This is a genomic window from Oscillibacter sp. CU971 (assembly GCF_905219725.1).
In the GTDB taxonomy this organism is placed as follows: domain Bacteria; phylum Bacillota; class Clostridia; order Oscillospirales; family Oscillospiraceae; genus Oscillibacter.
On record NZ_CAJMXG010000005.1, the window covers coordinates 1 to 22,611 of the forward strand.

General features: G+C 60.2%; 24 protein-coding genes and 2 pseudogenes. 1 reads left to right on the forward strand and 25 read right to left on the reverse strand.

Annotation, left to right across the window (positions count from 1 at the left end; genetic code table 11):
* The first annotated feature begins 64 nt into the window (after nt 1-64).
* A complete protein-coding gene (locus tag JX325_RS00835; RefSeq protein WP_204789289.1) occupies nt 65-739 on the forward strand; it encodes a late competence development ComFB family protein in 675 nt (224 codons plus the stop codon).
* 190 nt (nt 740-929) lie between these two features.
* Here the strand turns inward: JX325_RS00835 and JX325_RS00840 are convergent, their stop codons facing one another.
* From JX325_RS00840 to JX325_RS00960, 25 genes and pseudogenes are all read right to left on the reverse strand, one after another.
* Nucleotides 930-2,219: an EAL and HDOD domain-containing protein gene (locus JX325_RS00840; protein ID WP_204789290.1), complete on the reverse strand. Its 1,290-nt coding sequence runs from the start codon at nt 2,217-2,219 to the stop codon at nt 930-932.
* 15 nt (nt 2,220-2,234) lie between these two features.
* The gene (locus JX325_RS00845) at nt 2,235-3,167 is read right to left on the reverse strand and encodes a chemotaxis protein (protein ID WP_204789291.1); all 933 of its coding nucleotides are present in this window, start codon (nt 3,165-3,167) and stop codon (nt 2,235-2,237) included.
* 53 nt (nt 3,168-3,220) lie between these two features.
* A complete protein-coding gene (locus JX325_RS00850) occupies nt 3,221-3,643 on the reverse strand; it encodes a chemotaxis protein CheD (protein WP_374220572.1) in 423 nt (140 codons plus the stop codon).
* A 46-nt stretch (nt 3,644-3,689) separates the two neighbouring features.
* Nucleotides 3,690-4,319, reverse strand: a complete 630-nt coding sequence (locus JX325_RS00855) for a chemotaxis protein CheC (RefSeq protein ID WP_204789293.1) — start codon at nt 4,317-4,319, stop codon at nt 3,690-3,692.
* Between the two features lie 14 nt (nt 4,320-4,333).
* Complete coding sequence (locus JX325_RS00860) at nt 4,334-5,119, reverse strand: flagellar hook-basal body protein (RefSeq protein WP_204789294.1); 786 nt, start codon at nt 5,117-5,119, stop codon at nt 4,334-4,336.
* A gap of 11 nt (nt 5,120-5,130) precedes the next feature.
* Nucleotides 5,131-5,901, reverse strand: a complete 771-nt coding sequence (locus JX325_RS00865) for a flagellar hook-basal body protein (protein ID WP_204789295.1) — start codon at nt 5,899-5,901, stop codon at nt 5,131-5,133.
* A 3-nt stretch (nt 5,902-5,904) separates the two neighbouring features.
* Entirely contained in the window at nt 5,905-6,741 is an 837-nt protein-coding gene (locus JX325_RS00870; RefSeq protein WP_204789296.1) for a sigma-70 family RNA polymerase sigma factor, read from the reverse strand.
* Nucleotides 6,738-8,849, reverse strand: a pseudogene (gene flhA / locus JX325_RS00875) (flagellar biosynthesis protein FlhA). The gene JX325_RS00870 and the pseudogene flhA overlap by 4 nt, the downstream one beginning before the upstream one ends.
* 91 nt (nt 8,850-8,940) lie before the next feature.
* Nucleotides 8,941-10,014: a flagellar biosynthesis protein FlhB gene (gene flhB, locus JX325_RS00880; RefSeq protein WP_204789297.1), complete on the reverse strand. Its 1,074-nt coding sequence runs from the start codon at nt 10,012-10,014 to the stop codon at nt 8,941-8,943.
* Between the two features lie 42 nt (nt 10,015-10,056).
* Complete coding sequence (locus JX325_RS00885) at nt 10,057-10,821, reverse strand: flagellar biosynthetic protein FliR (RefSeq protein ID WP_204789298.1); 765 nt, start codon at nt 10,819-10,821, stop codon at nt 10,057-10,059.
* Nucleotides 10,822-10,832: 11 nt separating this feature from the next.
* Complete coding sequence (locus JX325_RS00890; protein ID WP_204789299.1) at nt 10,833-11,096, reverse strand: flagellar biosynthetic protein FliQ; 264 nt, start codon at nt 11,094-11,096, stop codon at nt 10,833-10,835.
* A gap of 14 nt (nt 11,097-11,110) precedes the next feature.
* The gene (gene fliP / locus JX325_RS00895; RefSeq protein ID WP_204789300.1) at nt 11,111-11,785 is read right to left on the reverse strand and encodes a flagellar type III secretion system pore protein FliP; all 675 of its coding nucleotides are present in this window, start codon (nt 11,783-11,785) and stop codon (nt 11,111-11,113) included.
* A 7-nt stretch (nt 11,786-11,792) separates the two neighbouring features.
* The gene (gene fliO / locus JX325_RS00900; RefSeq protein WP_204789301.1) at nt 11,793-12,164 is read right to left on the reverse strand and encodes a flagellar biosynthetic protein FliO; all 372 of its coding nucleotides are present in this window, start codon (nt 12,162-12,164) and stop codon (nt 11,793-11,795) included.
* Nucleotides 12,165-12,168: 4 nt separating this feature from the next.
* On the reverse strand, nt 12,169-12,537 hold the full coding sequence (locus JX325_RS00905) for a response regulator (RefSeq protein WP_204789302.1): 369 nt from the start codon (nt 12,535-12,537) through the stop codon (nt 12,169-12,171).
* A gap of 80 nt (nt 12,538-12,617) precedes the next feature.
* Nucleotides 12,618-14,093: a flagellar motor switch protein FliN gene (gene fliN, locus JX325_RS00910; RefSeq protein ID WP_204789303.1), complete on the reverse strand. Its 1,476-nt coding sequence runs from the start codon at nt 14,091-14,093 to the stop codon at nt 12,618-12,620.
* A 5-nt stretch (nt 14,094-14,098) separates the two neighbouring features.
* Nucleotides 14,099-15,103, reverse strand: a pseudogene (locus JX325_RS00915) (flagellar motor switch protein FliM).
* 52 nt (nt 15,104-15,155) lie between these two features.
* On the reverse strand, nt 15,156-15,953 hold the full coding sequence (locus JX325_RS00920; RefSeq protein WP_204789304.1) for a flagellar motor protein MotB: 798 nt from the start codon (nt 15,951-15,953) through the stop codon (nt 15,156-15,158).
* A 27-nt stretch (nt 15,954-15,980) separates the two neighbouring features.
* On the reverse strand, nt 15,981-16,835 hold the full coding sequence (locus JX325_RS00925) for a motility protein A (protein ID WP_204789305.1): 855 nt from the start codon (nt 16,833-16,835) through the stop codon (nt 15,981-15,983).
* A 64-nt stretch (nt 16,836-16,899) separates the two neighbouring features.
* Nucleotides 16,900-17,115, reverse strand: coding sequence for a flagellar FlbD family protein (locus JX325_RS00930; RefSeq protein WP_204789306.1), 216 nt, complete (start codon nt 17,113-17,115; stop codon nt 16,900-16,902).
* A gap of 113 nt (nt 17,116-17,228) precedes the next feature.
* Entirely contained in the window at nt 17,229-18,476 is a 1,248-nt protein-coding gene (locus JX325_RS00935) for a flagellar hook-basal body complex protein (RefSeq protein WP_243413850.1), read from the reverse strand.
* A gap of 98 nt (nt 18,477-18,574) precedes the next feature.
* Nucleotides 18,575-18,862: a flagellar biosynthesis protein gene (locus JX325_RS00940; protein ID WP_243413851.1), complete on the reverse strand. Its 288-nt coding sequence runs from the start codon at nt 18,860-18,862 to the stop codon at nt 18,575-18,577.
* Between the two features lie 93 nt (nt 18,863-18,955).
* Nucleotides 18,956-19,615 carry a flagellar hook assembly protein FlgD gene (locus JX325_RS00945; RefSeq protein WP_204789308.1) on the reverse strand — a complete coding sequence of 220 codons (660 nt, stop codon included), beginning with the start codon at nt 19,613-19,615 and terminating at the stop codon, nt 18,956-18,958.
* A gap of 21 nt (nt 19,616-19,636) precedes the next feature.
* Nucleotides 19,637-20,761, reverse strand: a complete 1,125-nt coding sequence (locus JX325_RS00950) for a flagellar hook-length control protein FliK (protein ID WP_204789309.1) — start codon at nt 20,759-20,761, stop codon at nt 19,637-19,639.
* Between the two features lie 72 nt (nt 20,762-20,833).
* The gene (fliJ, locus tag JX325_RS00955) at nt 20,834-21,280 is read right to left on the reverse strand and encodes a flagellar export protein FliJ (protein ID WP_204789310.1); all 447 of its coding nucleotides are present in this window, start codon (nt 21,278-21,280) and stop codon (nt 20,834-20,836) included.
* A 22-nt stretch (nt 21,281-21,302) separates the two neighbouring features.
* Nucleotides 21,303-22,604 (reverse strand): FliI/YscN family ATPase, encoded by a 1,302-nt coding sequence (locus JX325_RS00960; protein ID WP_204789311.1) that lies wholly within the window; start codon nt 22,602-22,604, stop codon nt 21,303-21,305.
* Nucleotides 22,605-22,611 lie beyond the last annotated feature (7 nt).

The following is a 22,611-nucleotide window of genomic DNA, read 5'->3' on the forward strand; positions in this document are numbered from 1 at the left end:
GTCCGGCCCCCCGTTCCAAGTGGTTCTAAGCTTTTCATTTTTCTGATGTAAAGGAGTTTTCGTTATGGCATCCAACAACAGCAGCAAAACCGCCCATGTAATGAACCTGCTCAGCAAGAACCGGGGCAGCGCGCCCGAGCCCCCGGCGGAACCCAAGGCGGAGCCCGCGGCGCCCCAGGCAGAGCCCGCGCCCCAGGCGGCCCCGGAGGCGGAGCCCGCCCATGCCGCGCCGGTGGCTCCCATCATTTCCTCCATCACCGCCGACGCCGCCGTCTCCTCCCAAATCAAAGACGCCCTGGAAGCCGAGCTGGAAACAGCCCCCAAGGCCGCTCCCACGGCTCCCGCATCCCAGGCGGCTCCGCAGAGCGAATCCGCGCCCCAGGCGGCCCCGGCACAGGAAGCGCCCGCCGCGCCGGTCCGGGAGGATGCTCCCCAAGAACCGTTCCAGGAAGAGGAGGAGCAGCCCTCCTATATTAACGTCATGCAGATCCTGGTGGAGGAAAAAGCGGATGAGTACATGAAAATGTTTGGCATCTGCTGCTGCGACAAGTGCCGGGTGGATGTACGGGCCTACGCCCTGAACCATCTGCCGCCTAAATACGTGGTCTTGAGCCAGAACGAGCGGGTTCCCCGCCTTACCGTCTACGAGAGCCGGTTCGCCAGCGACGTGACCTCCCAGCTCATTCAGGCCTGCAAGAAAGTCATGCTCACGCCCCATNACTCCCGGCCGGAGAATTAAGCCCCCAGGGAGAACGCCCGTTCTGCTTACGAAGGAGGCCCCGAAACGGGGCCTCCTTTTTTGGGGCCGCCGCGTCTCCATGCGCCCGCCGAATGTTCAAGGCCTTCGCGGCATTCCTGAAATTTGTTCAGCCCGGCGAAATCACGGTTCGCCGGGCTGTTCAAGTTCCCTATCCTGCTCCTTCCCCGGCTCACTCGCCGTCCTCGGGCGCGGCGCCGGCCTCCGGCTCNNGGCCGGCGGCGGTACTGNTNAGCTGCTCNCACAGGACGTTGACATTTTCCATGCAGGTGAAGTATACATTGGTCAGAATCTGGTTGGGGATGCCCAGCTCCTCCGCCAGGGCGGTGATGGCGTTCCAGTTGGCCGCCTCGTAACTCAGCAGCAGCTCATAGAGCTTGCCGCAGCGGCCTTCCTTCTTTACCAGCGCGTTTCGCACCATGTCCGAAACCGGAAGCTCTTCCAGGATTTCCTCCAGAGGCGCGTCCACCAGGTGGTTCAGCGTGGAGAACATGCCCATCAGATAGGCCTCCGCCGGGGTGATGGGCATATTTTTGGCGTACTTCATCAGCTCCTTGCAGAAGGAGGCCCGCNTGAAGGAGCGCTTCAGGAATTCCTCCGTCCCCGCCTCGGCAGACTCGGTGCTGACGCTGGCGCTGAGGAGGTAAATCCACTGCTTCAGCTGCCCAAGCCCCAGGGTCATGATGGCCTGATGCACCGTTNTGGCCCGGTTCCGCAGGGCGAAGTAGGCGGAGTTGGNCACCTTNAGCANGTTGTACGTCAGGCTGGCGTCCATGGAGATCAGCTGCTCAATCTCGTCCACGTCCGGCTCATCCCGGGTGATGGCCACCATCAGGCGGAAGAAGCTGGACTGGAGATAGGCGCTGGAGTGGACCCGGGTGGTCATCTGCTCGGCAACATAGGTACCCTCCAGGCCGTCGGCCTTCATCAGCAGCGCCTTTTGGTACTGCTCTTCCGTGTCCACATTGGTGATGATGCATTTTTTCTGCATGCTGTGGGCCACTTCCACAATGTTGTGCATGGCCAGCTCCGGCGTGGTCTGGATGTTGACTTTGATGTAATCAATNCTGTCCAGCAGGGCCAGGTACCGGGGGGCGAACTGGAATTCGTTCACCGCCACCTTATAGCCCTCTTTCGCGTATTGGTTGACGAAGTGCATGGACAGCGGGTGGATGATGACACTGTCGTTAATCTGGATGACGAGCTCCGTCTTCTCGAAAAGGCGGGGCGTCNTTTTCATCAGCAGCGTCGTCGTGAAGGTCATGAAGTTCAGGGACCCCCGCAGCGTCGTCGTACTGTTCTGAGTGAGGAAGCTGTAGACCGTGTCGGCGGAGGCGAATTCCTTGGCCTGGGGGGTCTCTACGGTGAAGGCCTGATTCTCCCCATGGTACAGAATCTCATACCCCAATATCTTCCCCTGGGGATCCTTGATCGGCTGCCTTACGATGTATTTACTGCTCATGATATCCNTCCGCGATTATTCTCGCCGCCCGGCTTCTTCCAGCAGATGGTCGATGACCCGGACCAGATGGCCGATCTCCGGCTTGCTCATCTGCTCGTCCGCGCCCAGCTCCTTGCCCTTGCGGCGCATCTCCTCGGTAATCAGGGAGGAGAAAATGATCAGCGGCAGGTGCTTGAAGTCCTTGTCGTCCTTCACCAGCTTCGTCAGCCGGTGGCCGTCCATCTGGGGCATTTCGATGTCGGTGATAATCAGCGCCACCTCGTCGTCAAAGTTGTCGTGGCCCCGGAGGCTGTTGAGGTACTCCCACAGCTTGCTGCCGTCCGGGAACATCCGGGTATTCCCGTAGCCGGACTTGTGCAGGGCCTCTTCGATCATCTTGCTGAGGAGCACGGAGTCCTCCGCCACCAGGATGACGGCGTCGCTCCGCTTCCGCTCGCCCAGCTGGTCGATCTCGGACATCTGGATGGTGGTCTCCGGGGCGATTTCCGCCACAATTTTCTCAAAGTCCAGGATGGTCACCAGATCGTCGCCGCACTGGGCGATGCCGGTGGCGATGCCCTCGTTTCCTCCGGCCACGGTTTTGTCCGGCTTCTGGATGCTTTTCCAGGAGATGCGGCTGATGCCCACCACCGTGTGGACCCGAAAGGCGATGTTCATCTTGTTGAAATTGGTGATGATGAACAGGTCCTTGCTCTTTTTCTCCCCAGTNTCGCCCAGGAGATACGTGGGCAGATCCACCACGGTAATCACCTTGTCCCGGGGCTTGAAAATGCCCTCCACCGCCGGGTGGGCATGGGGCATGTGCTTCACGGGCTGAGAGACCAAAATCTCCTTGACCTTCGCCACGTTGATGCCGTACAGGCTTTCATTGATGGTGAATTCCATGACCTCGATCTCATTCGTGCCTGACTCCAGCAAAATGCCCCGCTTGTCCTCTTCCAACAACATTCCGAACACTCCTTTCAGTGCTTGACTCTATATGCCATACAAAAATGAGCTTGTTAAAAAATCATCTCCGGCCGGCCGTAGCTNCGAACNCAGGNCANTCCCGTNGNGNGGNCGAACAGCAGCGTCCGGGCCACGGAGCCCCCCACGTCCTCCTTCAAAAGCTGGATGCCCTCCCGCTTCAGGTGCATACGGACGCTCTCGATGTTGCGCTGGCCGATGTTNCCCAGGTTTCCNCCGCTGATTTCGAACATCTTNGCCCCCCCGGCGAGCTTCGCCGTGATGCGGGACCGGGACGCCCCCTTGGACTCCATCAATTTCAGCGTCTCCCGGATGCCGGTGTCCGCGTACTTCATGGTGTTCTTCCGGCCCGGCTCCATGTTCAGCGGCAGCATGATGTGAATCAGCGACGCCAGCTTGATCCGCTGATCATACAGGCAGATTCCTATGCNGGACCCCAGGGCGNAGGTAATCAGCATGCCTGAGCCCNGGGCCATTTTCATATCCGCGATTCCAACTGTGATCTTACTCTCCACTGTTCACGCCCAGCTTCCTTAATAAAAAGTTCAGCGACCGAATATCCGGCGACAACAGCAAACGGCAGGGAATCTCCTTTCCATTGCAAATAAAGTTTCCGCCGATGGTCATGATGTAATTGGACTGTCCGCCGTACTCCGCCATGGGCACGGCCATGATGGCCCCCTGCATATCCACGGTGAAGGCGGGCACGGTCAGCTTGATGTCCAAGTCCGCCAGGCCGCTGAGAGCGTTGATGNAGGTGGAAATCATGATGTTGCCCACCTCGGTCAAGGCGGAGCGCTCAATTTCACCCAGCTCCATGTAATCCTTGATGGTTCTTTCCATCATGCTCTCCAGCACCAGGTTCACAAAGTCCAGCTGCTGCACCGACAGCATGATGCCGCTGAGCTGTCCGCTCATCCCCACCAGCACGCCGGCGGTGATGGGCTCCGGGCCGCCGATCCACTCGATGGCCTCGTTGTATTCCATGNTGCGGANCTCCGGCTNCTGGANGCGCACGGGCTTGCCGATGAGGGCCGACAGGCTGGTGGCGGCGTTGCCGGTGCCGATGCTGCCGATTTCCTTCAGGGTATCCAGCTCCAGGGAACTGAGTTCGTCATAGCNTTTAATGATCATGCCCTTCCCCTCTCTTAGCCGCGCAGGCTGTTGATGGTGGTCTCAACTTCGTCGGAGGTCTGCACCATCTTCAGCGCCATGCCATAGGCCCTCTGGGACTCGATCACCTTGGTCATCTCCTCCGCCAGGTCCGCGTTGGACATCTCGATGAAGCCCCGCATCACCGTGCCCCCGCCCTGGCGGATGCTCCCGTTTTTATCAACGGCCCGGAAGCGGGTGTCGTTCACATGCTCCATTCCGTCGTAGTTCATGTAGTCAAAGACGCCCACGGGCTGCGGCTCGTGCTCGTCTCCCACTTCGATCATGCTGCCGGTCTCACTGAGGACGAAGCGCCCCTCGTTGTCGGAGAGGTAATAGATGCGCTCCTGAATATCCTGGCCGTTCTCGTCCACCTCGCCGGTGGAGCGCATCAGCTCGGAGATGACGAAGGCGCCGTTCCGGGTGAGGGTAGTCTCCCCCGTGGTCAGGTCCGCGATGGCAAAGAAGCCCTCTCCCGCGATGGCGTAATCCTGGTCCCGCCGGGTCTCCTCCAGGGCGCCGCTCTTGAAATCCGTGTCCGTGGTCCACAGGGCCGCGCCCACGCCGGAGGGAAGCATCTCGAAACCGGGGTCCTCCCCTTCGTAGCCGCCTTCCGTGGCGGTCCCGACGCCCTTTAGATCGTCGTACATCAAGGAGGCGAAGNNGCTCTTTTCCGCCCTGAAGCCGTAAGTGTTCAGATTTGCGATGTTGNTGCCGTGGACTCCCAGCCGCATAAGCTGCTGGTGAGCCCCTACGGCCGCAATGAAAAAGGATTGATTCATAGGCTTCCTCCTTATGCGAAGCGGCCGACCTCGCCGGTGGCCTTGGTCATCAGCTGGTCATACATCTTGGTGACCTGGGCGGCGCTTTGCAGCGCCCGCTGATAGGTAATCATCTCCGTCATCTGCTTGACCATGTCGGTGTTGGAGCGCTCCAGATACTTGTTCCAGATCTCAAAGTCCTCGCTCTGCTGGGCGCCCTCGCCGGTAAACAGGCCCCGGTCGTTCCGCTCCAGGGCCAGGTTGTCTTCAAAGCTGAAAACGCCCAGCTGGCCGATGGCGGTGCCCCCGCCCTGCTCCGGCGGCTGGTCGAAGTAGATAACGCCCCGGCTGTCCCCCCGGATTTTGTCGGTGCCCAGGTAAATGGGCCGGCTCTGGGGGTCCAGCACCTGGCCGAAGCCGGGCAGGCAAAGGTAGCCCTCGTCGTCCAGGCAGAAATTGCCCATCCGGGTGTAGGCCACATTGCCCTCCGGGTCCTGGACGGCGAAGAAGCCGTCTCCCACAATGGCGAAGTCCAGGGGCAGCTCCGTGGGCTCCGGGATACCCTGGCTGTAATCCGTGTAGATGTCGCTGGCCGCCCGTATGTAGCTCTGACGGCCGATTTCCGTGCCGCCGCTCTCATTCACCGTTACCCGGCTGTACATCACGTCGTCAAAGGTGGTCGCCACATAGCGTTCCTGCTTGTAGCCCGACGTGGAGATGTTCACCATATTGTTGCCGATGACATTGAGATTGTGCTGATGGGTCAGCATGGCGGAGGTCAGATTGTAAAAGCCTTTATACACGCGTTATCCCCTCTTCCTCTTAGGTTTCGGCTCCGGTTCGTCGCCCAGATAGTTTTCCATATACGTCCGCAGCTTCTGAATGGCCCGGGTGTGAATCTGGGAAATGCGGGGCTCGCTGAGCTCCATGACCTGGGNGATTTCCTTCAGGTGCAGATTCCGTTCATAGTACAGGGAGAGGACGATCTGCTCGTTCTCCCGCAAAGACGCGATGCCCTGGGCCAGGGCCCGCTGCATTTCCCGCTCCTGGAGCACCAGCTCCGGCTGGCTCCTGGCGTCGCTGNAGGGCACCTCNAGCNGGTNGCCCGTGGCCNCCCGGGTGTCCATCAGCACGTCCAGGGACAAAACNTTGCTCAGGGCGATGTTGGCGGCGTCCTTCTGGTACCGCTCCTGGGTGATGCCCAGGTGCTTGGCGATCTCCCCGTCGGTGGGCGTCCGGCCCAGGGCGGCGGACAGCTCCGCCGAGGCCATGTCAATCTCCTTGGCCCGCTTTCGGACGTTCCGGGGAATCCAATCCTGCTTCCGGGCCAGGTNGATGACCATGCCCCGGATGCGCTTGGAGACGTAGGTTTCGAACTTCACGCCCTTGTTCGGGTCAAATTTATCGATGGCCCCCAGGAGGGTGATGATTCCCTCGTTGATGATATCGTCGATTTGGGCGAAGCTGCTGTAGACGCCCCGAATCTGCATGGCGGCGTTTTTAATCAGCCCCTCATAGCGCAGGACCAGGGGCCACTTCAGGCTCTCGTCCCCCGTCTCCTTATAGAGCTGGAGGAGGTCCTGAGTCTCCATCTCCTCAATCTCCCGCTCGCTGTAGCGAACGGAGGCGGTCACCTCGCTCATGTGCCCACCGCCCTTCTCTCCGTCCGGGCCGCCGGTTCCAGGGTAATGTTCCCGATGGCCTGGATCTGCACGGCGCTGGTGATTTCATTGAAGGACAGCACGTACACGCCGGGGTAGAACTGGGTGATCATCTTGGAGAAATAGCCCCGAATCACCTGGCTGACCAGGATGATGGGCGTCTGGGAGAGGTCGTTGAATTTCTTCATCTGGTTTGCCAGCTGGGAGACGATCTGCTGCATCAGCTCCGGCCCCATGGCCAGATACACGCCCTGCTCGTTCCGGGTGAGGGAGGCGATGATCTTTTTCTCCACCTCCGCGTCCAGGGTGACCACCCGGAGCTGACCGTCCTCGCAGAAGCGGCGGGTAATGGTCCGGGCCAGGGCGCCCCGGACCTGCTCCGTGGCGGCGTCGATGTCCCGGCCCTGCGTCAGTGCGTCGGCCAGGGTCTCCACAATGGCCCCCAGGTCCTTGATGGGCACGCCCTCCTACAGGAGGTTCCGCAGCNCCTNCTCCAGCGTGGAGTAGGAGACGACGGCGGGGATTGCCTCCTCCACCAGCTCCGGGGCGCTGCGCTTCAAATTGTCCACCAGCTGAATGGTCTCCGTCCGGCCCAGCATCTCGTAGGCGTATTTCTTCACCGTCTCCGACAGGTGGGTCAGCATGACGGACAGGGGGTCGATGACGTTGTATCCGTAGATCTCCGCCATTTCCTTGTTCTCCGGCAGAATCCACCGGGAGGGGATGCCGTAGGCGGGNTCGATGGNCTCGATGCCGTCGATTTCGCCCAANGGGTTCGCCGGCTCCAGGGCTAGGTAGTAGTCCACCNGGATCTCGCCCCGGGCCACCTCCTCGCCCCGGATGCGGATGACGTACTGGTTCGTCCCCAGAGACGAGGCGTCGTGGAGGCGGATGGAGGGGAAGACGAAGCCCATGTCCTGGGCGTACTGGCGGCGGAAAATGACGATGCGGCTGATAAGCTTGCCGCCGTGGCTTTCATCCACCATGGGGATGAGGCTGTATCCAAACTCCATCTCGATGGGCTCCACCGAGAGGAGGTTGTAGACATTGTTGATATCCTTGTAGTAGTCGGTTTCGNTGGGGGCCGCGGCCTGGGAGGCCTGCTGCTGCTGTTCCGCCGCGGCCTGGAGGGCCTTGGTCTCCTGCCGCTCCCGTTCCATGCGGCCGCTGACGAACCAGCCCACGCCNAAGAGCAGCCCGCCGCCGATGGCCAGGGCCAGGTGGGGCGTATTGGGAATGGCCGCCAGGAAGANGAGAATGACGCCGGTGGTCATAATGGCCCTGGGCTGATTCTTGAATTGCCCGATGACGTCCTTGTTGAGGCTTCCCTCCGACACGGACCGGGTGACAATCATACCCGTGGCGGTGGAGATCATCAGTGCCGGAAGCTGGGAGACCAGGCCGTCGCCGATGGTGACGATGGAGTACCGGGAGNGAACGTCGGTAAAGGTCCCGCCGTTCATCAGCATCCCGATCAGGACGCCGCCCACAAAGTTGATCATCGTGATGATCAAGGACATGGTGGCGTCGCCTTTGACAATTTTGGTGGCGCCGTCCATAGCGCCGTAGAAGTCGGCCTCTTTTTGAATCTTGTGCCGGCGGCCCTTGGCCTCCTGCTCGTCAATGAGGCCGGAGGAGAGGTCCGCGTCGATGGCCATCTGCTTGCCGGGCATGGCGTCCAGGGTGAACCGGGCGGCTACCTCGGCCACGCGCTNNGCGCCCTTGGTGATAACGATNAACTGCACCAGCACGATGATCAAGAAGACCACCACGCCGACGACGATGTTGCCGCCCGTAATCAGGTTGCCGAAGTTTTGAATGACCGTTCCGGCGTAGCCGTGCCAGAGAATCTGCCGGGTAGTGGAGACGTTCAGTCCCAATCGGAACAGCGTCGTAATCAGCAATAGGGAGGGAAATATGGAAAACTCCAAAGCCTCCGAGATGTTCATGGTGATCATCAGGATCATGATGGAAAGCCCGATGTTGACCACCAGCAGGATGTCCAGCAGCTGCGTCGGCAGGGGAATAATCAAAAACAGGACAATGACCACGACGGCGAGGGATATTACGTTGTCAAAAATTCTTCTCAAGCGCNGNTCACCTCCTGTCCCGCAGATTCCTTTCCGCCCCGGCGTGTCTTTCAAGGCCGGACTGCCTTATCCTTTGGACAAAGCGGCAAATTTATTTTACCAATTGNTGCTTTNCNTTCAGCCGGAAGNTGTAGACCAGCACCTCCGCCACGGGGTTGTAAAGCTCCGGGGGAATCTCTTGGTCCAGTTCCGTGTCCGCGTACAGGGCANGGGCCAGGGGCACGTTTTCCACAACGGCCACCTTGTTCTCCTCCGCGATTTTCACGATGCGGAGGGCCAGGGAATCCTGTCCCTTGGCAAGGACGATGGGGGCCGCGTCCTGATCCGGTTTGTACCGAAGAGCCACGGCGAAGTGGGTGGGGTTTCGGATGACCACGTCGGCCTTGGGAACCTGCTGCNTCATGNGGCTCATNGCCCGCTTGCGCTGCATTTCCTTGATCTTCCCCTTGATCTGGGGGTCGCCTTCCGTCTGTTTGTATTCTTCCTTAATCTCCTGCTTGCTCATGCGGAGATTCCGCTCATAATCCCACCGCTGATAGAAGAAATCCACGGCCGCCAAGGCGATGAAGGCGATGCCGATTTTCACAATCATGCTCATCCCTTCGGAAAACAGGTGCTGCGCGGAGGCCAGGAGCTCCACATAAAGATATTTGGCACTCTCATGAAACATCCCCTCGATGCTCATATAGACGATGACCATGAGAATGCTGATTTTCAAAAGCCCCTTCAGGGCATTGATAACGCTCTTTAAGGAAAACAGCCGTTTGAAGCCCTCCAGGGGATTGATGCGGCTGAATTTGGGTTTCATCAGTTCGCTGCTGACCAGCAGCTTGGTCTGTGCAAAGGTGGCCGCAATGGCGCAGCCCGCCGTTACCAGCGTAATGGGAAGCACGCTCCGGATCATCAGTCCCAGGGCCTGCATCACCAGCTCNTTGAGGATGTCGCCAATGACCAAACCCCCGGCCAGATCCANNTTGGAAAAGCAAAAGCCCATAAAGCCCGCCAGCTCTTCCCCGATACTTCCGGCCAGCAGCCAGAAGGTGAAGAAGGACCCCAGCAGCGTGACTACGGCCACCGCGTCCTGGCTCATGAAGNCGTTGCCTTTTTTTCGTTCGTCTCTTCGCTTTTTNGGGGTTGCTTTTTCGGTCTTAGAACTGNCCGNCAACTGTCATCCNCCCTTTCGGACGTCCGCGCGGNTTGAAACCGGCTATACCATCAGCCGCAGCATCGTGTGGAGGCTGTTCAGCATGGTTTGTTCCGCCTCCAGGAGGAANTCGCTGACCGGAAGCATNAGCANCAGCAGCAGCGCCAGGCCGATGATCACCTTCAGCTCGATGTTAATGGAAAACACATTGATTTGGGGAATGACCTTCATCANAATGCCCATCCCCAGCTGGCCAATCAGCTCCGCCGCCAGAATCGGCATACAGAGCTTCACCGCCAGGACGGTACACTCGATAAACAGCTCCAGCGCCAGGTTTGTCAGGTCGTTCCCAATGGAGACGCCGCCGTATCCCACCACCTCGCCGGAGGTAATCATAATCCGCAGCAGCGTGTGGTGTCCGTTCCCGGCAAAGAAGAGCAGAATCATCAGCGTGTTCAGCATCGTGCCCGTCACGGACATGTTGGAGCGTGAGCCGGGGTCATAGGTCTGGTTCATGGTCATACCCATCTGGGTGTCGATGGTCAAACCCGCCATCTGGGGAATATAAAGGAAAAAGTTTACCACCATGCCCAGGGCAAAGCCTATGGCCATTTCCAGCAAAATTGCCCCCGCAAAGGGCAGCATGCCCGCCGGCGGCTCCANCCGCCCGCCNGTCACCGAANAGGTGAAGACCGACAGCAGCAGCGTAAACCCCGCCCGGAAGGTCCCGGGGAAATTNTGGCGGCTCAGCAGGGGATTGAACAGCACGAAGCCGCTCATCCGGGCCGTAATCAACAAAAACAGCGTCAGGGCCCCTTCGTCTATCATAGGCGCCTCCGCTAGATCTGCGTCATCAGGTCAAAGACCTCCCGGGCGTACTCCTGAAGCGTCGTCAGCATNCAGCNGCGCGCCAGCAGAAGGACGCCCACAATAATGACCACCTTTAAGATAAAGCCGATGGTCTGCTCGTGAATCTGGGTCACCGCCTGGAAAATGGCAATCAGCACGCCGGCCAGCATGCTTAAAACCAGCATGGGCCCGCCCAGCTTGATGACCACGCCCACGGCGTCCCGCATCACGTCGGTTATCATTCCCGTATCCATTCGTCAGCCCTCCGCTAGTGGAAACCCCGGACCAAGGTGGAAAACAGCAGCTCCCACCCGTTCAAAGTCACGAACAGCAGCAGCTTGAAAGGCGCGGAAATCATGGACGGCGGAAGCATAATCATACCCATGGACATCAGCGTGCAGGACACCACAATGTCAATCAGCATGAAGGGAATATACAGCAGCAGCCCGATGGTAAACGCCCTGGACAACTCGCAGGTCACAAAGGCGGGTACAATGATCCGCAGGGGAATCGTCTCCACCACCGTCTGGGTGTTGACCTCCTCCGGCATCTCCACATGGGCCATGTCGCAGAACATCTCCAGGGTGTTGGTCCATGTGTTTCGCACCATAAACTCCGACAGGGGCACCACGGCCCGTTCCAGGAACTCCTCCTGCCCAATCTCCTCCGCGGCGTAGGGCTCATAGGCCTCCTCCTGAATGCGGGTGATGGTGGGGGACATGGTGTAAAACGTCAAAAACAGGGCGAGGCCCACCAATCCTATGTTGGGCGGCGTCTGCTGTGTGCCCATGGCGTTGCGCAGGAACGAAAAGGAGATGATAAACNGGGTAAAGGACGTCATCATCACCACGAGAGAGGGCAGGAGCGTGATTGCCGTCATCAGGAAAAGAACTTCCAGCGCCTGCACGTTCTCGCCGTTTACATTGATCAGCCCTTCCGGCACCTCCGGTTCACCTCCGCTCTTTTTGCTTCATCATGGTGAGAAACGCCTCTTTAAAGCCCGGCTTCTCACCCTCCGCCGTCTCCGGCGGCTTCCAGGCGGCGGCCTCTTCTCCGGTNAGCTCCGCCAGCAGGGTCACCCCCGCCGTTCCGGCCCCCAGGAGCAGATACCGCTCTCCCACCCGGGCCAGGACCACACTTTGGTCCCGCCCCAGGGGCAGCCGGTCCAGGACCTCCATCCGCCGTGGCCCGGAAAAANCGCTCAGCGCGCCCCGGNCCGCCACATATCTTGTAAACCAATAGGCCAGGCCGATGATCAAGACGACGCAGACCAGCATCCACAAAAAGGAGCCCAAGGCCGCGTCCCCTTCCAGGTCCAGCATCCCGTCAGGGATTGCCCAGGATGGTGCTGACGGTCTNCAAAACACGGTCGGGCTTGAAGGGCTTGACGATGAAGTCCTTCGCGCCGGAGCGCACCGCGTCCATGACCATGCTCTCCTGGCCCATGGCGGAGCACATAACCACATTGGCTCCGCTGTCCTTGGCACGGATGGCTTTCAGGGCCTCCAGTCCGTCCATGTTGGGCATGGTGATGTCCATAATGACCAGGTCCGGGCCGATCTCGCTGAATTTTTCCACGGCGTCCGCGCCGTCCACAGCCTCGAACAGCTCCGTGTACCNGTTNTTGCTCAGGGTGTCCTTAATCATCNTCCGCATAANGGCGGCGTCGTCGACCAGCAGAATCTTCTTAGCCATAGTCTTGTTCCTTCCTTCTTATCCAAAAATAATCATGTATGCCGGATGCTGTTATCTGAAAAGCGCCCAAGCCGGGCCGCTTATTTCTTCACCAGCTCAATGACGGGGTCCTGGACAATCTCGGTGATNNGGACGCCGAAGTTGTCGTCAATGACCACCACGTCGCCCTTGGCCACGCATTTGCCGTTGACGAACAGGTCCACCTGGTCGCCCGCCAGCTTGTCGAGGACCACCAGGGAGCCCTTGGAGAACTCCAGGATGTCCTGCACCTTCCGCTGGGTCCGGCCGATTTCCACCGTCACCTGGAGGGGAACCTCCATAATCAGGTCCAGGTTCTGAGCCTGTTCCTTTCCCAGAGCCTCCGCCGGATCGATCTCCCGCAGGGGCGCGGGCCTGGTGTTGATAACCTTGGGCTCCGGAGCCTGATGCACGGGGGCCGGAGCGGCGGCTGCGGCGTTGTTGGCCATGGCCGTGGTCATGGCGGACATCATAGCCGCCATCATCGCCCCGATGTCCGCCGCCGTCGCGGGCTGAGCCGCCGCTGCGGGCTGGGCTGCGGGAGCCGGCTGAGCCGCGGGAGCCGGCTGGGCCGCCGGGGCGGGCTGAGGCGCGGGAGCCGGGGCAGGAGCGGCAGCGGGTTCGCCGCCGCCCATGCCGGACAGCATGGCCTCGATCTCCTCCTGGCTCATCTTCTTGTTGGAGGCGGGCTCCGGCTCCGGCGCGGGAGCGGGTTCGCCGCCGCCCATGCCGGACAGCATGGCCTCGATTTCCTCCTGGCTCATTTTCTTGCTGGAGGCGGGCTCCGGTTCCGGCGCGGGAGCGGGTTCGCCGCCGCCCATGCCCGCCAGCATGGCCTCGATCTCCTCCTGGCTCATCTTTCCGCCGGAGGAAGCAGGCTCCGCCGCGGGAGCCGGGGCGGGCGCGGGGGCCGGTTCAGGTGCGGCCTCCTCTTCCTCATCGCCGCCCAGGCCCAGGCCCTTCAAAAGCTCCTTGGCCAGCTCCACGCTCATGACGTTCATGAACTCGCTTTCCAGGGCTCCTTCGATTTTGAGGGAGAAGCGGACGATGACAATGGTTTCCGCCCCCTGGGGCAGATGGTTCTCTTTAAAGGCGGTCAGGTCCTCCAGCTCGAAGGGCTGGGGGGTGGAAATGTCCACCTGGTAGCCCAAAAAGTCGCTCATGGCCGTAGCGGCCGCGCCCATCATCTGGTTCATGACCTCGCAGACGGCGCTGATGGTCAGTTCGTTGAGCTCAAACTCCTCGTCCGGCGTTTCCCCGCCCATGAGGATGTCCACAATGACCTTGATGTCGCTGCGCTTGAGCAGCATGATGTTGCTGCCCGCCAGGCCCTCCACGTATTTGATTTCGATGCCCATGGCGGGCTCCAGGTTGCCCAGGGCAAACTCCGCCGTCTGGATGGCCGTGACCTTGGGCGTCGTAATATCGACTCTGTGCTCCAAAAGGTTGGATACCGCGGTGGCAGAGGAGCCAAGGCTGATATTCATCATTTCCCCGAGGGCGTCTATCTCCATCGGGCTAAATAATTTTTTCTCCATTCCGTCTACTCGCTCCTTTGCTCAAGCTGATAGCATACTTCATCTATTTTCACAGCCATGTTTTTCTTATGGGTACCCATCTTTCCGGTGAACCAGTGATAGCCGCCAATCTCCAGATAGATCGGGGATTCCTTGGGCTGCCCAAGGTCGATGACGTCGCCCACGTTTAAGTGGTAGATGTCGCTGAGGGAGAGCTGGGCGCTGGCCAGCTCCGCGATAATCTCCAGCTTGGAGTCCCGCAGCTTGTCGAAAATCTCGNCGGACTTGTCTTCNGCCGCCGTCCGGCNNANGNGGCNCTCCCGACTGATTTCCGCGAACACGTTGGTCAGGACCTCTCCCGGCAGGCACACGCTCATCCGGCCCGCCATGTTGGGGAACTGGAGCTTCAAGTCCACAATCACCACCGTCTCGTCCAGGCCGATGACCTGGTTCAGCGTGGGGTTGACCTCGGTGCGGCTGTAGTTGAAGTGGATCGGCACGTAATTCTCCCAGCTCCGATCCATCACCTTCACGGTGTCTCCGGCCAGATCCTCGTAAAGCTTCAACTCCAGGTCCGTGTAGCTGTAGTCGTCTTGCAGTTCGTCGTCCACGGCGCCCTCGCCGCCTAGCATCCGGTCCATCATGCTCAGGGCCGTGCTGGTGGAGATAAAGAGCATGGCCGGGGTCTCCTGAATCTGTCCTTTCAGCTCCACGTCGATCATGCCCAGCACGTCGCCTTCCGTCAGGGCGTTGGAAAACTCGAAATAGCGCTGTTCCTCGATGCTCTCCACCGTAACTTCGCAGGTGGAGCGCAGGCGGGCGTTCAGCCGGGAGCTGATCACCCGGGAATAGTTGTCAAAAATGCCGTTAAGCATTTTAATGCGGTCTTTGGTAAATTTGCGGGGACTGCTGAAGTCGTATTTCTGATATTTCTTTTCCTGCTTTTCAGCGGACGGCTCCGAATCCTTTTCTCCGCTCCGGACCGCGTTCAGCAAAGCGTCAATTTGCGCTTGCGATAATACGTCTGCCATATCATCCCCCCTATTCTACCTGGATTCCGGCGAACGGCCGCCGGTGGCCCTGTCATGACGTCATCACGATATACTGCTGGATGCCGCCCTGTTCTTCCATCTCGGCCTCGATATCCCGGCCGCTGACGATCATTTCCACCCGGCGGTTCTTCGCCCGGTTCTCGGCGGTATCGTTGGCCGCCACGGGGCGCCACTCGCCGAAGCCCTCGCTGACCAGGCAGCTGGGGGGGACGACGCTGTGCTCCTGAATGTAAATAATGACATTGGCCGCCCGGTTGCTGGAGAGCGTGCGGTCGTTCACCACATTGTTGGGCCCCTGCCCGGCCCGGGCCGTGTGGCCCTGGACCCGGACCTCGTCCAGAGATCCGGCCACGCTGCTGAGCATATCGCTGACCCCGTCCAGAATGGGATATGCCTCCTTGCGGATCACCGCGCTTTCCCCGGCAAAGAAGACGGACTGGCTGAATGTGATGAAGATTTTTCCGCCGTTCTGGCTCACCGTCACCGCGTCCTGGAGATTCTGCTGCTGGACAAACTCCTGAATCTGCTGAAGAAGGTCCTCCATGTCCTGCTCCACCTTCTCCTGCATCTCCTCCATCTCCTCCTGGGTGGGAGCCACGCCGGTTTCGCCGTCGTCGGCGCTGGGGCCCGGAGAGCCCTCGATCGTCGGCCTGGGGTCCGGAACTGCGTTGGGGTTGAAGCTCTGGACGATGGCCTTCCAGTTGTCCTCGCTGATGGTGGACATAGAATACAACAGCACGAAGAAGCACAGCAGCAGCGTCACCATGTCGCCGTAGGTGTCCATCCAGTTCGCGCCGCCGCNGCCGCTTTTTTTCTTTTTAATTGCCATTGCCGTCTCACCTTACCTTTCGGCCTGTCATTTCGCCTCGCCGCCTCCGGCGCCCTCGCCGCCCATTTCGCGCTGCTTCTGGGACATGTAGGTCAGAAGCCGCTCCCGCAGGGACTTGGGGTTCTCGCCGGCCTGGATGGCCATGACGCCCTCCACGATGATCTGCTTGCAGAGGACCTCCTCGCTGTCCCGCACCCGGAGANGCTGGGCCACAGGGCCAAAAATCACATGGGCCAGCAGGCAGNCGNACAGCGTGGTGATCATGGCGGTGCCCATGCTGGTGCCCAGGGAGTCGGCTCCGCCGTCGCCGCTGAGGTTCATGGACATCAGCATGTTAATCAGGCCCACCAGCGTACCCACCATGCCGAAGGCCGGGGCCACGCTGGACGCCTTGTCGTACAGCGCCGCGGCGTCCTCATGCCGGGCAGACATGCACTCGATGTCGTTTTCCAAAATGCCCCGAACCTTATCCTGATCGTTGGCGTCCACAATGAGCATGATGGCCTGTTTAAAGAAGGGGTCGGTCTGCTCGTTGGCCTTCTCCTCCAGAGACAAAAGGCCGTTCTTACGGGCGATCTGGGCCAGCTCCACCAGCTGGTCAATGTACCCTTTGGGGTCGAACATCTTGTTGTTCAANATGATCTTGAAGTGCTTGGGCATNGCCTTGAGCATNGACCCGGGGAAGCTGGCGACCACAATGAAGATCGTACACCCGATGGTGATGAAGATAGAGGCCGCGTCGAAGAAGTTCCAGAGGTTGGCCAGCTCGAACGTAATCGGGGGCTTTCCCGCCGCTTTGGGGCCGATGTTGATGCCCATGACGCAGCCCAGCAAGAACACGCCGAACGCGCCGACAATGCCGATGATATAGTTTATATTCATGAAGAAATGCCTCGCTCCCTCGGCCGGGCGCCGGGCCCTGCCTGTGAATTTTATCTATATTCCATCAACGCTTGTCCGATACCGCGATCTCGCGGTGGATATCCTGGACCTTGGCGTTGTACTCCGCGATTTTATGGATGATCTCCTCCACGCTCTCCCGCACCAGGTAGTAGTCGTGGTTCATCATGGTGATNNTGGACTNGGGGATGCACTCGATGTGCTCAATCTGCTGGTGGTTTAACAAAAACTTGTCGTGATTTCTCTTTGTCAAAAGGATCATAAAGACCGCCCTTTCATGCCCCGCCGGGGCCCAAGGCCCCGGCGGGCAACTGTTTTTATTCAGCCGTTTGATAAGCGTTCCGCTCGGTGGTCAAAGCTTAAAAGAAGCNGCTATCAGCGCTTCATGTTCACCAGCTCTTCCAGCATGGAGTCGGTGACGGTGATGATGCGGGTGTTGGCCTGATAGCCGCGCTGGGTGGTGATCAGGGCGGAAATCTCCTCGGCCAGGTCTACGTTGGGCCCCTCCAGGAAGCCTGTCATCATCTTGGTGCGGCCGGTGCCGAGAATCGCGGTGCCCGCGGGGTAAACGGGTTTTCCGTCTTCCGCCGGGGTGCCGTCCTCATTGAGCGCTTGGCACATATAGCTGTTGACGTTCGTGATGCCCAGTTCCTTCTGTTTGCCGCCCAGCATGCAGACCCGCAGATCGCCCGCGCCGTCCTGGCACTGGTAGTAGGAGTCGCCCACATGGGTGACGCCGTTGGGGTTGGAGACGCTGCCGATGGCCAGATATCCGATGATGACCGGCTCGTTTCCCTCCCGGCTGTAGCCGGTGATGGCTCCGCTGCCTTTGTCAATGCTGATGCTGGAGAACTCGGCCAGGTCCAGATCCTTCATTTTGGACTCGTCGTCGGTTGCTTCACCTGTAGAGGCGTCGACCCGGTTGGACTTATCCTGGGGCTTCACGGTATCCGTCAGGGGGCCCTTCACCACCGTGTCGCCGGCGTTTTCGCCCTGGTCCACGATGTCGGTGGGATAACGGATTTCATATTTGTAATCGGGCACCGCGATTTCGTTGCCGTCATCGTCCTCCTCGATTTTGGTAGTGGGAACCTTCTCCCAGCGGGGCTTGCGGATGGGAACCAGCTGGTCGCTGACAATGGGGTCGCCGTTTTCATCNATGCCGGTGACCAGGAAGCCGTAGACCGGGTTTCCGTTGCCGTCGCAGAGGTAGCCGTCGGCCTTGAACTCGAAGTCGCCCACCCGGGTGAGGGTCAGGGACTTGAGGCTGTTGGGGNCCGTGCCGTCAATGGACTTGGCCACCTCTTTGTCGCCCACCAGGAAGAAGCCGTCGCCGGTCAGGGCGCAGTCCATGGGGCTGCCGGGGTTATAGCTGGAGGAGGACATATTCAGATCGATGCTGCCCACTCTGGAGCCGTAGCCGATCTGGGAGNGGTTGATGCCGCCAATCACTTCGGTGCCGTTGCTTCCGCTGGTGTACATGCTGTACACGCTGTCCCGGAAGACGGTTCTTTNCTTTTTGTATCCTTCGGTGTTGANGNTGGCAACGTTGTTGCCGATTACGGAGAGCTTTTGCATGTGGGTCCGAAGACCCGCAATGGATGCGTACATTGATCCGGTCATAGGGAAATTGAACTCCTTTCGAATCCTTGGCGCCGCCTGGGCCCCGTCAGTCGGACGGAACCCAATGGCCTCCGAACGTCCGGTCCTGCCATCTGTTGTTACAGGAACACGGCGCCGTCGATATTGGTGAATACGCTGTCCTTCATTTCATCCTGGGTGATGGCCGTAATGACCCGCCCATGGGGGACATTGATAATGAAGGCCTTTTCGGTGTCCATAGCCAGAATGTTCGTCGCGCNCTTGGCCTGGGCCCGCACCATGCTGCCTTTGATCTGGTCGATGCGGTCCGGGGTGATTTCGATGCCCCGCNCCTCCGCCCGGCTCCTGGCATGCTTGGAGAATTGGACGTCCTGTCCGGCCCTGGTCAGCTCCGCCTGCAAAGCCATGGCGAAGCCGCCCGCAGCCGTCCGCTTCCCTGCGTCCGGNATCTGCTGGATTTGGCTCTNTCTAGCTACGNGTTNGATCATGGAAGGATCACCTTAGCCTTCGCCTTCTGTGGGTGCGCCGTTCTCCCCATTGTCCGGGGACTCCGTTCCGCCGCCGGGCTCTACGGGCTCGGTGGGCTTATCGGTTTCATCCGGTTTTTCGGTTTCACCGGGTTTGGTGGGGTCGGTGGGCTTATCGGTTTCATCCGGTTTTTCGGTTTCACCGGGTTTGGTGGGGTCGGTGGGCTTATCGCCGTCCACCTTGTCGTCGTCCTCTTCCTCCGGGGGCTCCGGCAGCCGTCCGACGGCCATAATATCGCTGAGGTAGTAGTACTTGTCGTCGATGAAAATCACGGGCTGTCCATCCATCGTGCCGGTGGCGGTAACGGTGCCGACTACCTCCTGGAGCTTTCCTTCCTCGAGTTTGCCCACGGTGACTTCCTTGCCCACCAGGGACGCGGCGTAGTTCATCGTTACGGCGTCGGTCATGTTGACCATGGACTGGATCATCTGCATCTGCACCATTTGGTTCAGCATTTCCGAGGTATCCATGCTGTCGTCGATGCCCTGGTTCGTCATTTGGGTAATCATCAAGGTGATGAAATCCATCATGTCCAGGTCCATGTTGCTGCCTTTTTTCTTGATGGTGATTTCCGTGTCGCCCACTTTATGGGTTCCGTACAGGCTTCCGATATCGCTCATAAAATCGCTCATTGATTCACTCCCTTTCCGCGCTTATTCCCCGTCCAGGGGGATCAGTCCCAGCCGGAGCTGCTGGAGGAAATCCTCGCCGCTCGTCTGCTTGCGGCGCTGCTCCTGCTGTCTTTGCCGGTGCTGCTCCTGCTGCTGCTCATAGAGATCCTGCCGCTGGCTCTCCTCCTGACGGGGGACTTCCACCCGGACCTCCTGCTGGGCCTCCCGGCCGAGCAGCTGCTCCAGGCCCGCCGTGTTCTTGGACAGCAGATTCTGGGTTTCCCGGTTCTCGGCGTGCAGCTGGACCACCAGGCCGCCGTCCTTGCTCCAGGTCATCTCCACGGTAACCTTGCCCAGGNTCTCCGGGGTCAGCTGGATTTCCACACGGGTCTCGCCGTTTTGCAGGGCTTCCGCCAGCTTGGGCCCGATTTGCTTTTCCACAGGCTCCTGGGTTTCCGCGGCCTTGGGGGCCTCGCCCACCTTCACCGGGACGGCTTTCACGTCCTCAAAAACGGGGGCCTCGGTCTCCATGCCCTGGAATTCGGGGCCCTCCTCCGTGTCGGAGGCTTCCGTCTCCCGGACTTCGTCCTTGCCGGTCTCCACCTTGATTTCCACGGTCCGGCCCTCCGCCTCCTGAGAGGCTTCCGGGGTCTTGATGGTCTGGGGAAGCTCCTCCGCCAGGACCTTNTGGTCCGCCGCCGGGGCCTCGCCCTCCTCCACGGGGGCTTCCAGTACGGGCTGTTCCGCCTCCTGAGCCAAACCGCGCGTCTCCGGGGTCAGAAGCGTCTCCGCCGCCAGAGGGGCGATTTCGTCCGCGGCGGCCTCCGCCTGGACCTCCGGCGTCAGGGCCTGCTCCACAGGCACCACCGGATTTTGCAGCNTCGCCATGGCCGCCAGGGCCATTTGATCCTCCAGCTCCTTTTGGCCCTTGGGTCCGGCCTGAACCNGAGTCTCCGTTTCCTGGNGCTNTTCCGCGTCCTGGGCCTCCTGGGGTTTTTGCGGAGTCTCCGCCTTCTCCGGCTTCGCGGGCTGCGGCGCGTCCGTCTGCTTTTGCTCCAGCAGCTTCTGGAAGCCGTCCTTCTGGGCGGAGGACTCTCCCTTCTTCGCCGGCGGGGCCGCCTGGGGAAGCTGAGTGTTTGCCAGCAAGGTGCTCATCAATTGTTCCATACGCTTGTTCACCTCCTCATTCATATAGAGTATCTATTTCCAAACGGCGCTCCCGCGCCGCGTGGAACCAAGTTACGAGGCCGCGTGAGCCCGGGTGGAGCTGACGAACTCCTCGATAAACAGCTCCTCGCTTTTGGCCTCCTCCTTGTGATNGGCCTCCAGCTTCTTCTCCTTGAGCTTTTCGATGGAGGAAGTCTCCTTTTTCGCCTCCACCATGGCCTCCCGGCGCTTTTCCGCCTCGGCCTCCAGCTCTTCCAGNCGTTTCGTCTCCCGCTGAATCTCNTGNTCGGCGGCCCGGAGGGCGCTTTGATACATCAGCGCCTCCGTCANCGNAATGCCCTCCAGCNCCCGGTCCCGGTAGTCCTCGTTGCAGTCCCGGTACTCCCGCCAGAGCTTTTCCAGCAGCTCCTCCTGGGCCCGGACCCGGGCCACGGCCTCGGCATGCTCCCCCTGGAGCACGCCCAAGACCTGTTCCTTGTAAGAAAGGACGGTATCCAAAGCGAACTTGAATTTCTTCACCGCGTGTTCTCCTTTGGTTCNGTTAGTTCAGGATTTGTTTCAGCTTTTCGATGCACTGGCTATAGCTGAAGGCCTCGTTGATGTCCTGGGTCAAAAAGGCGTTCACCGCGTCGATTTTGCTCAGGGCGTAGTCCAGGTTCCGGTTGGTTCCCGGCTTATAGGCGCCGATGGCCACCAGGTCCTGGTTCTTTTCGTAGGTGCTCAGGATATCCCGCAGACGGGAAGCCAGCTGCCGGTGCTCCTGGTCCACGATTTCCACCATCAGCCGGGAAATGCTGGCGGAGACGTCGATGGCCGGATAGTGGTTGCTGTTGGCCAGGGCCCGGGAGAGGACGATGTGCCCGTCCAGGATGCCCCGGACCGTGTCCGCGATGGGCTCGTTGGTGTCGTCGCCCTCCACCAGCACGGTGTACACGCCGGTGATGGAGCCTTTATCGAAATTGCCGCTTCGCTCCAGGAGCTTGGGCATTTCCGCGTACATGGAAGGGGTGTAGCCCCGGCTCACCGGCGGTTCGCCGATGGCAAGGCCAATTTCCCGCTGGGCCATGGCGAACCGGGTCAGGGAGTCCATCATAAGGAGGACGTCGTAGCCCTGGTCCCGGAAGTACTCGGCGATGCCCGTGGCCACGCTGGGGCACTTCATCCGCAGCATGGCGGGCTGGTCGGAGGTTGCCACCACCAATACGGAGCGGCGCATGCCCTCCTCGCCCAGGTCCNNNTNGACNAATTCCAGAACCTNGCGCCCCCGTTCGCCCACCAGGGCGATGACGTTGATGTCCGCCTTGACGTTTTTCGCGATCATGCCCATCAGCGTGGATTTNCCCACGCCGGAGCCCGCGAAGATGCCGATGCGCTGGCCCTTGCCTATGGTAATCATGCCGTCTATGGCTTTAACTCCAAACTCCATCCGCTCCCGGATGGGGGGGCGGCGGAGGGGATTGATATAGGAACCGCCCACGCAGTAGGCGTCGCCGCCCTCGAAGGGGGGCTTGCCGTCTATGGGNTGGCCCATGGCGTTGATGATGCGGCCCCGGAGGAACTCCCCCACCCGCAGCGTCAGCTGCCGCCCGGTGTTTCGGACGAAGTTGCCCGCCGAGATGCCCGCCATGTCGGAATAGGGCATCAGCAGAATGTGGTCGTTCTTGAAGCCCACCACCTCGGCGGTGACCTGCCCGCCGGAATCGCCGTTGTAGATCCGGCAGATGTCGCCGACGGCCGCCCGGCCGNCGCTGGCCNCAATGGACATTCCGACAATATACTCAATTTTCCCGGTCAGGCTGTAGGTCTCCGCGTTGTAGACCTGACGGATCATTTGCCGGANCATACATACT

What these genes read in the sequence shown, in the direction of transcription:
- JX325_RS00945 (WP_204789308.1), bottom strand. Translation starts at nt 19,615, where the DNA reads ATGAGCGATTTTATGAGCGATATCGGAAGCCTGTACGGAACCCATAAA.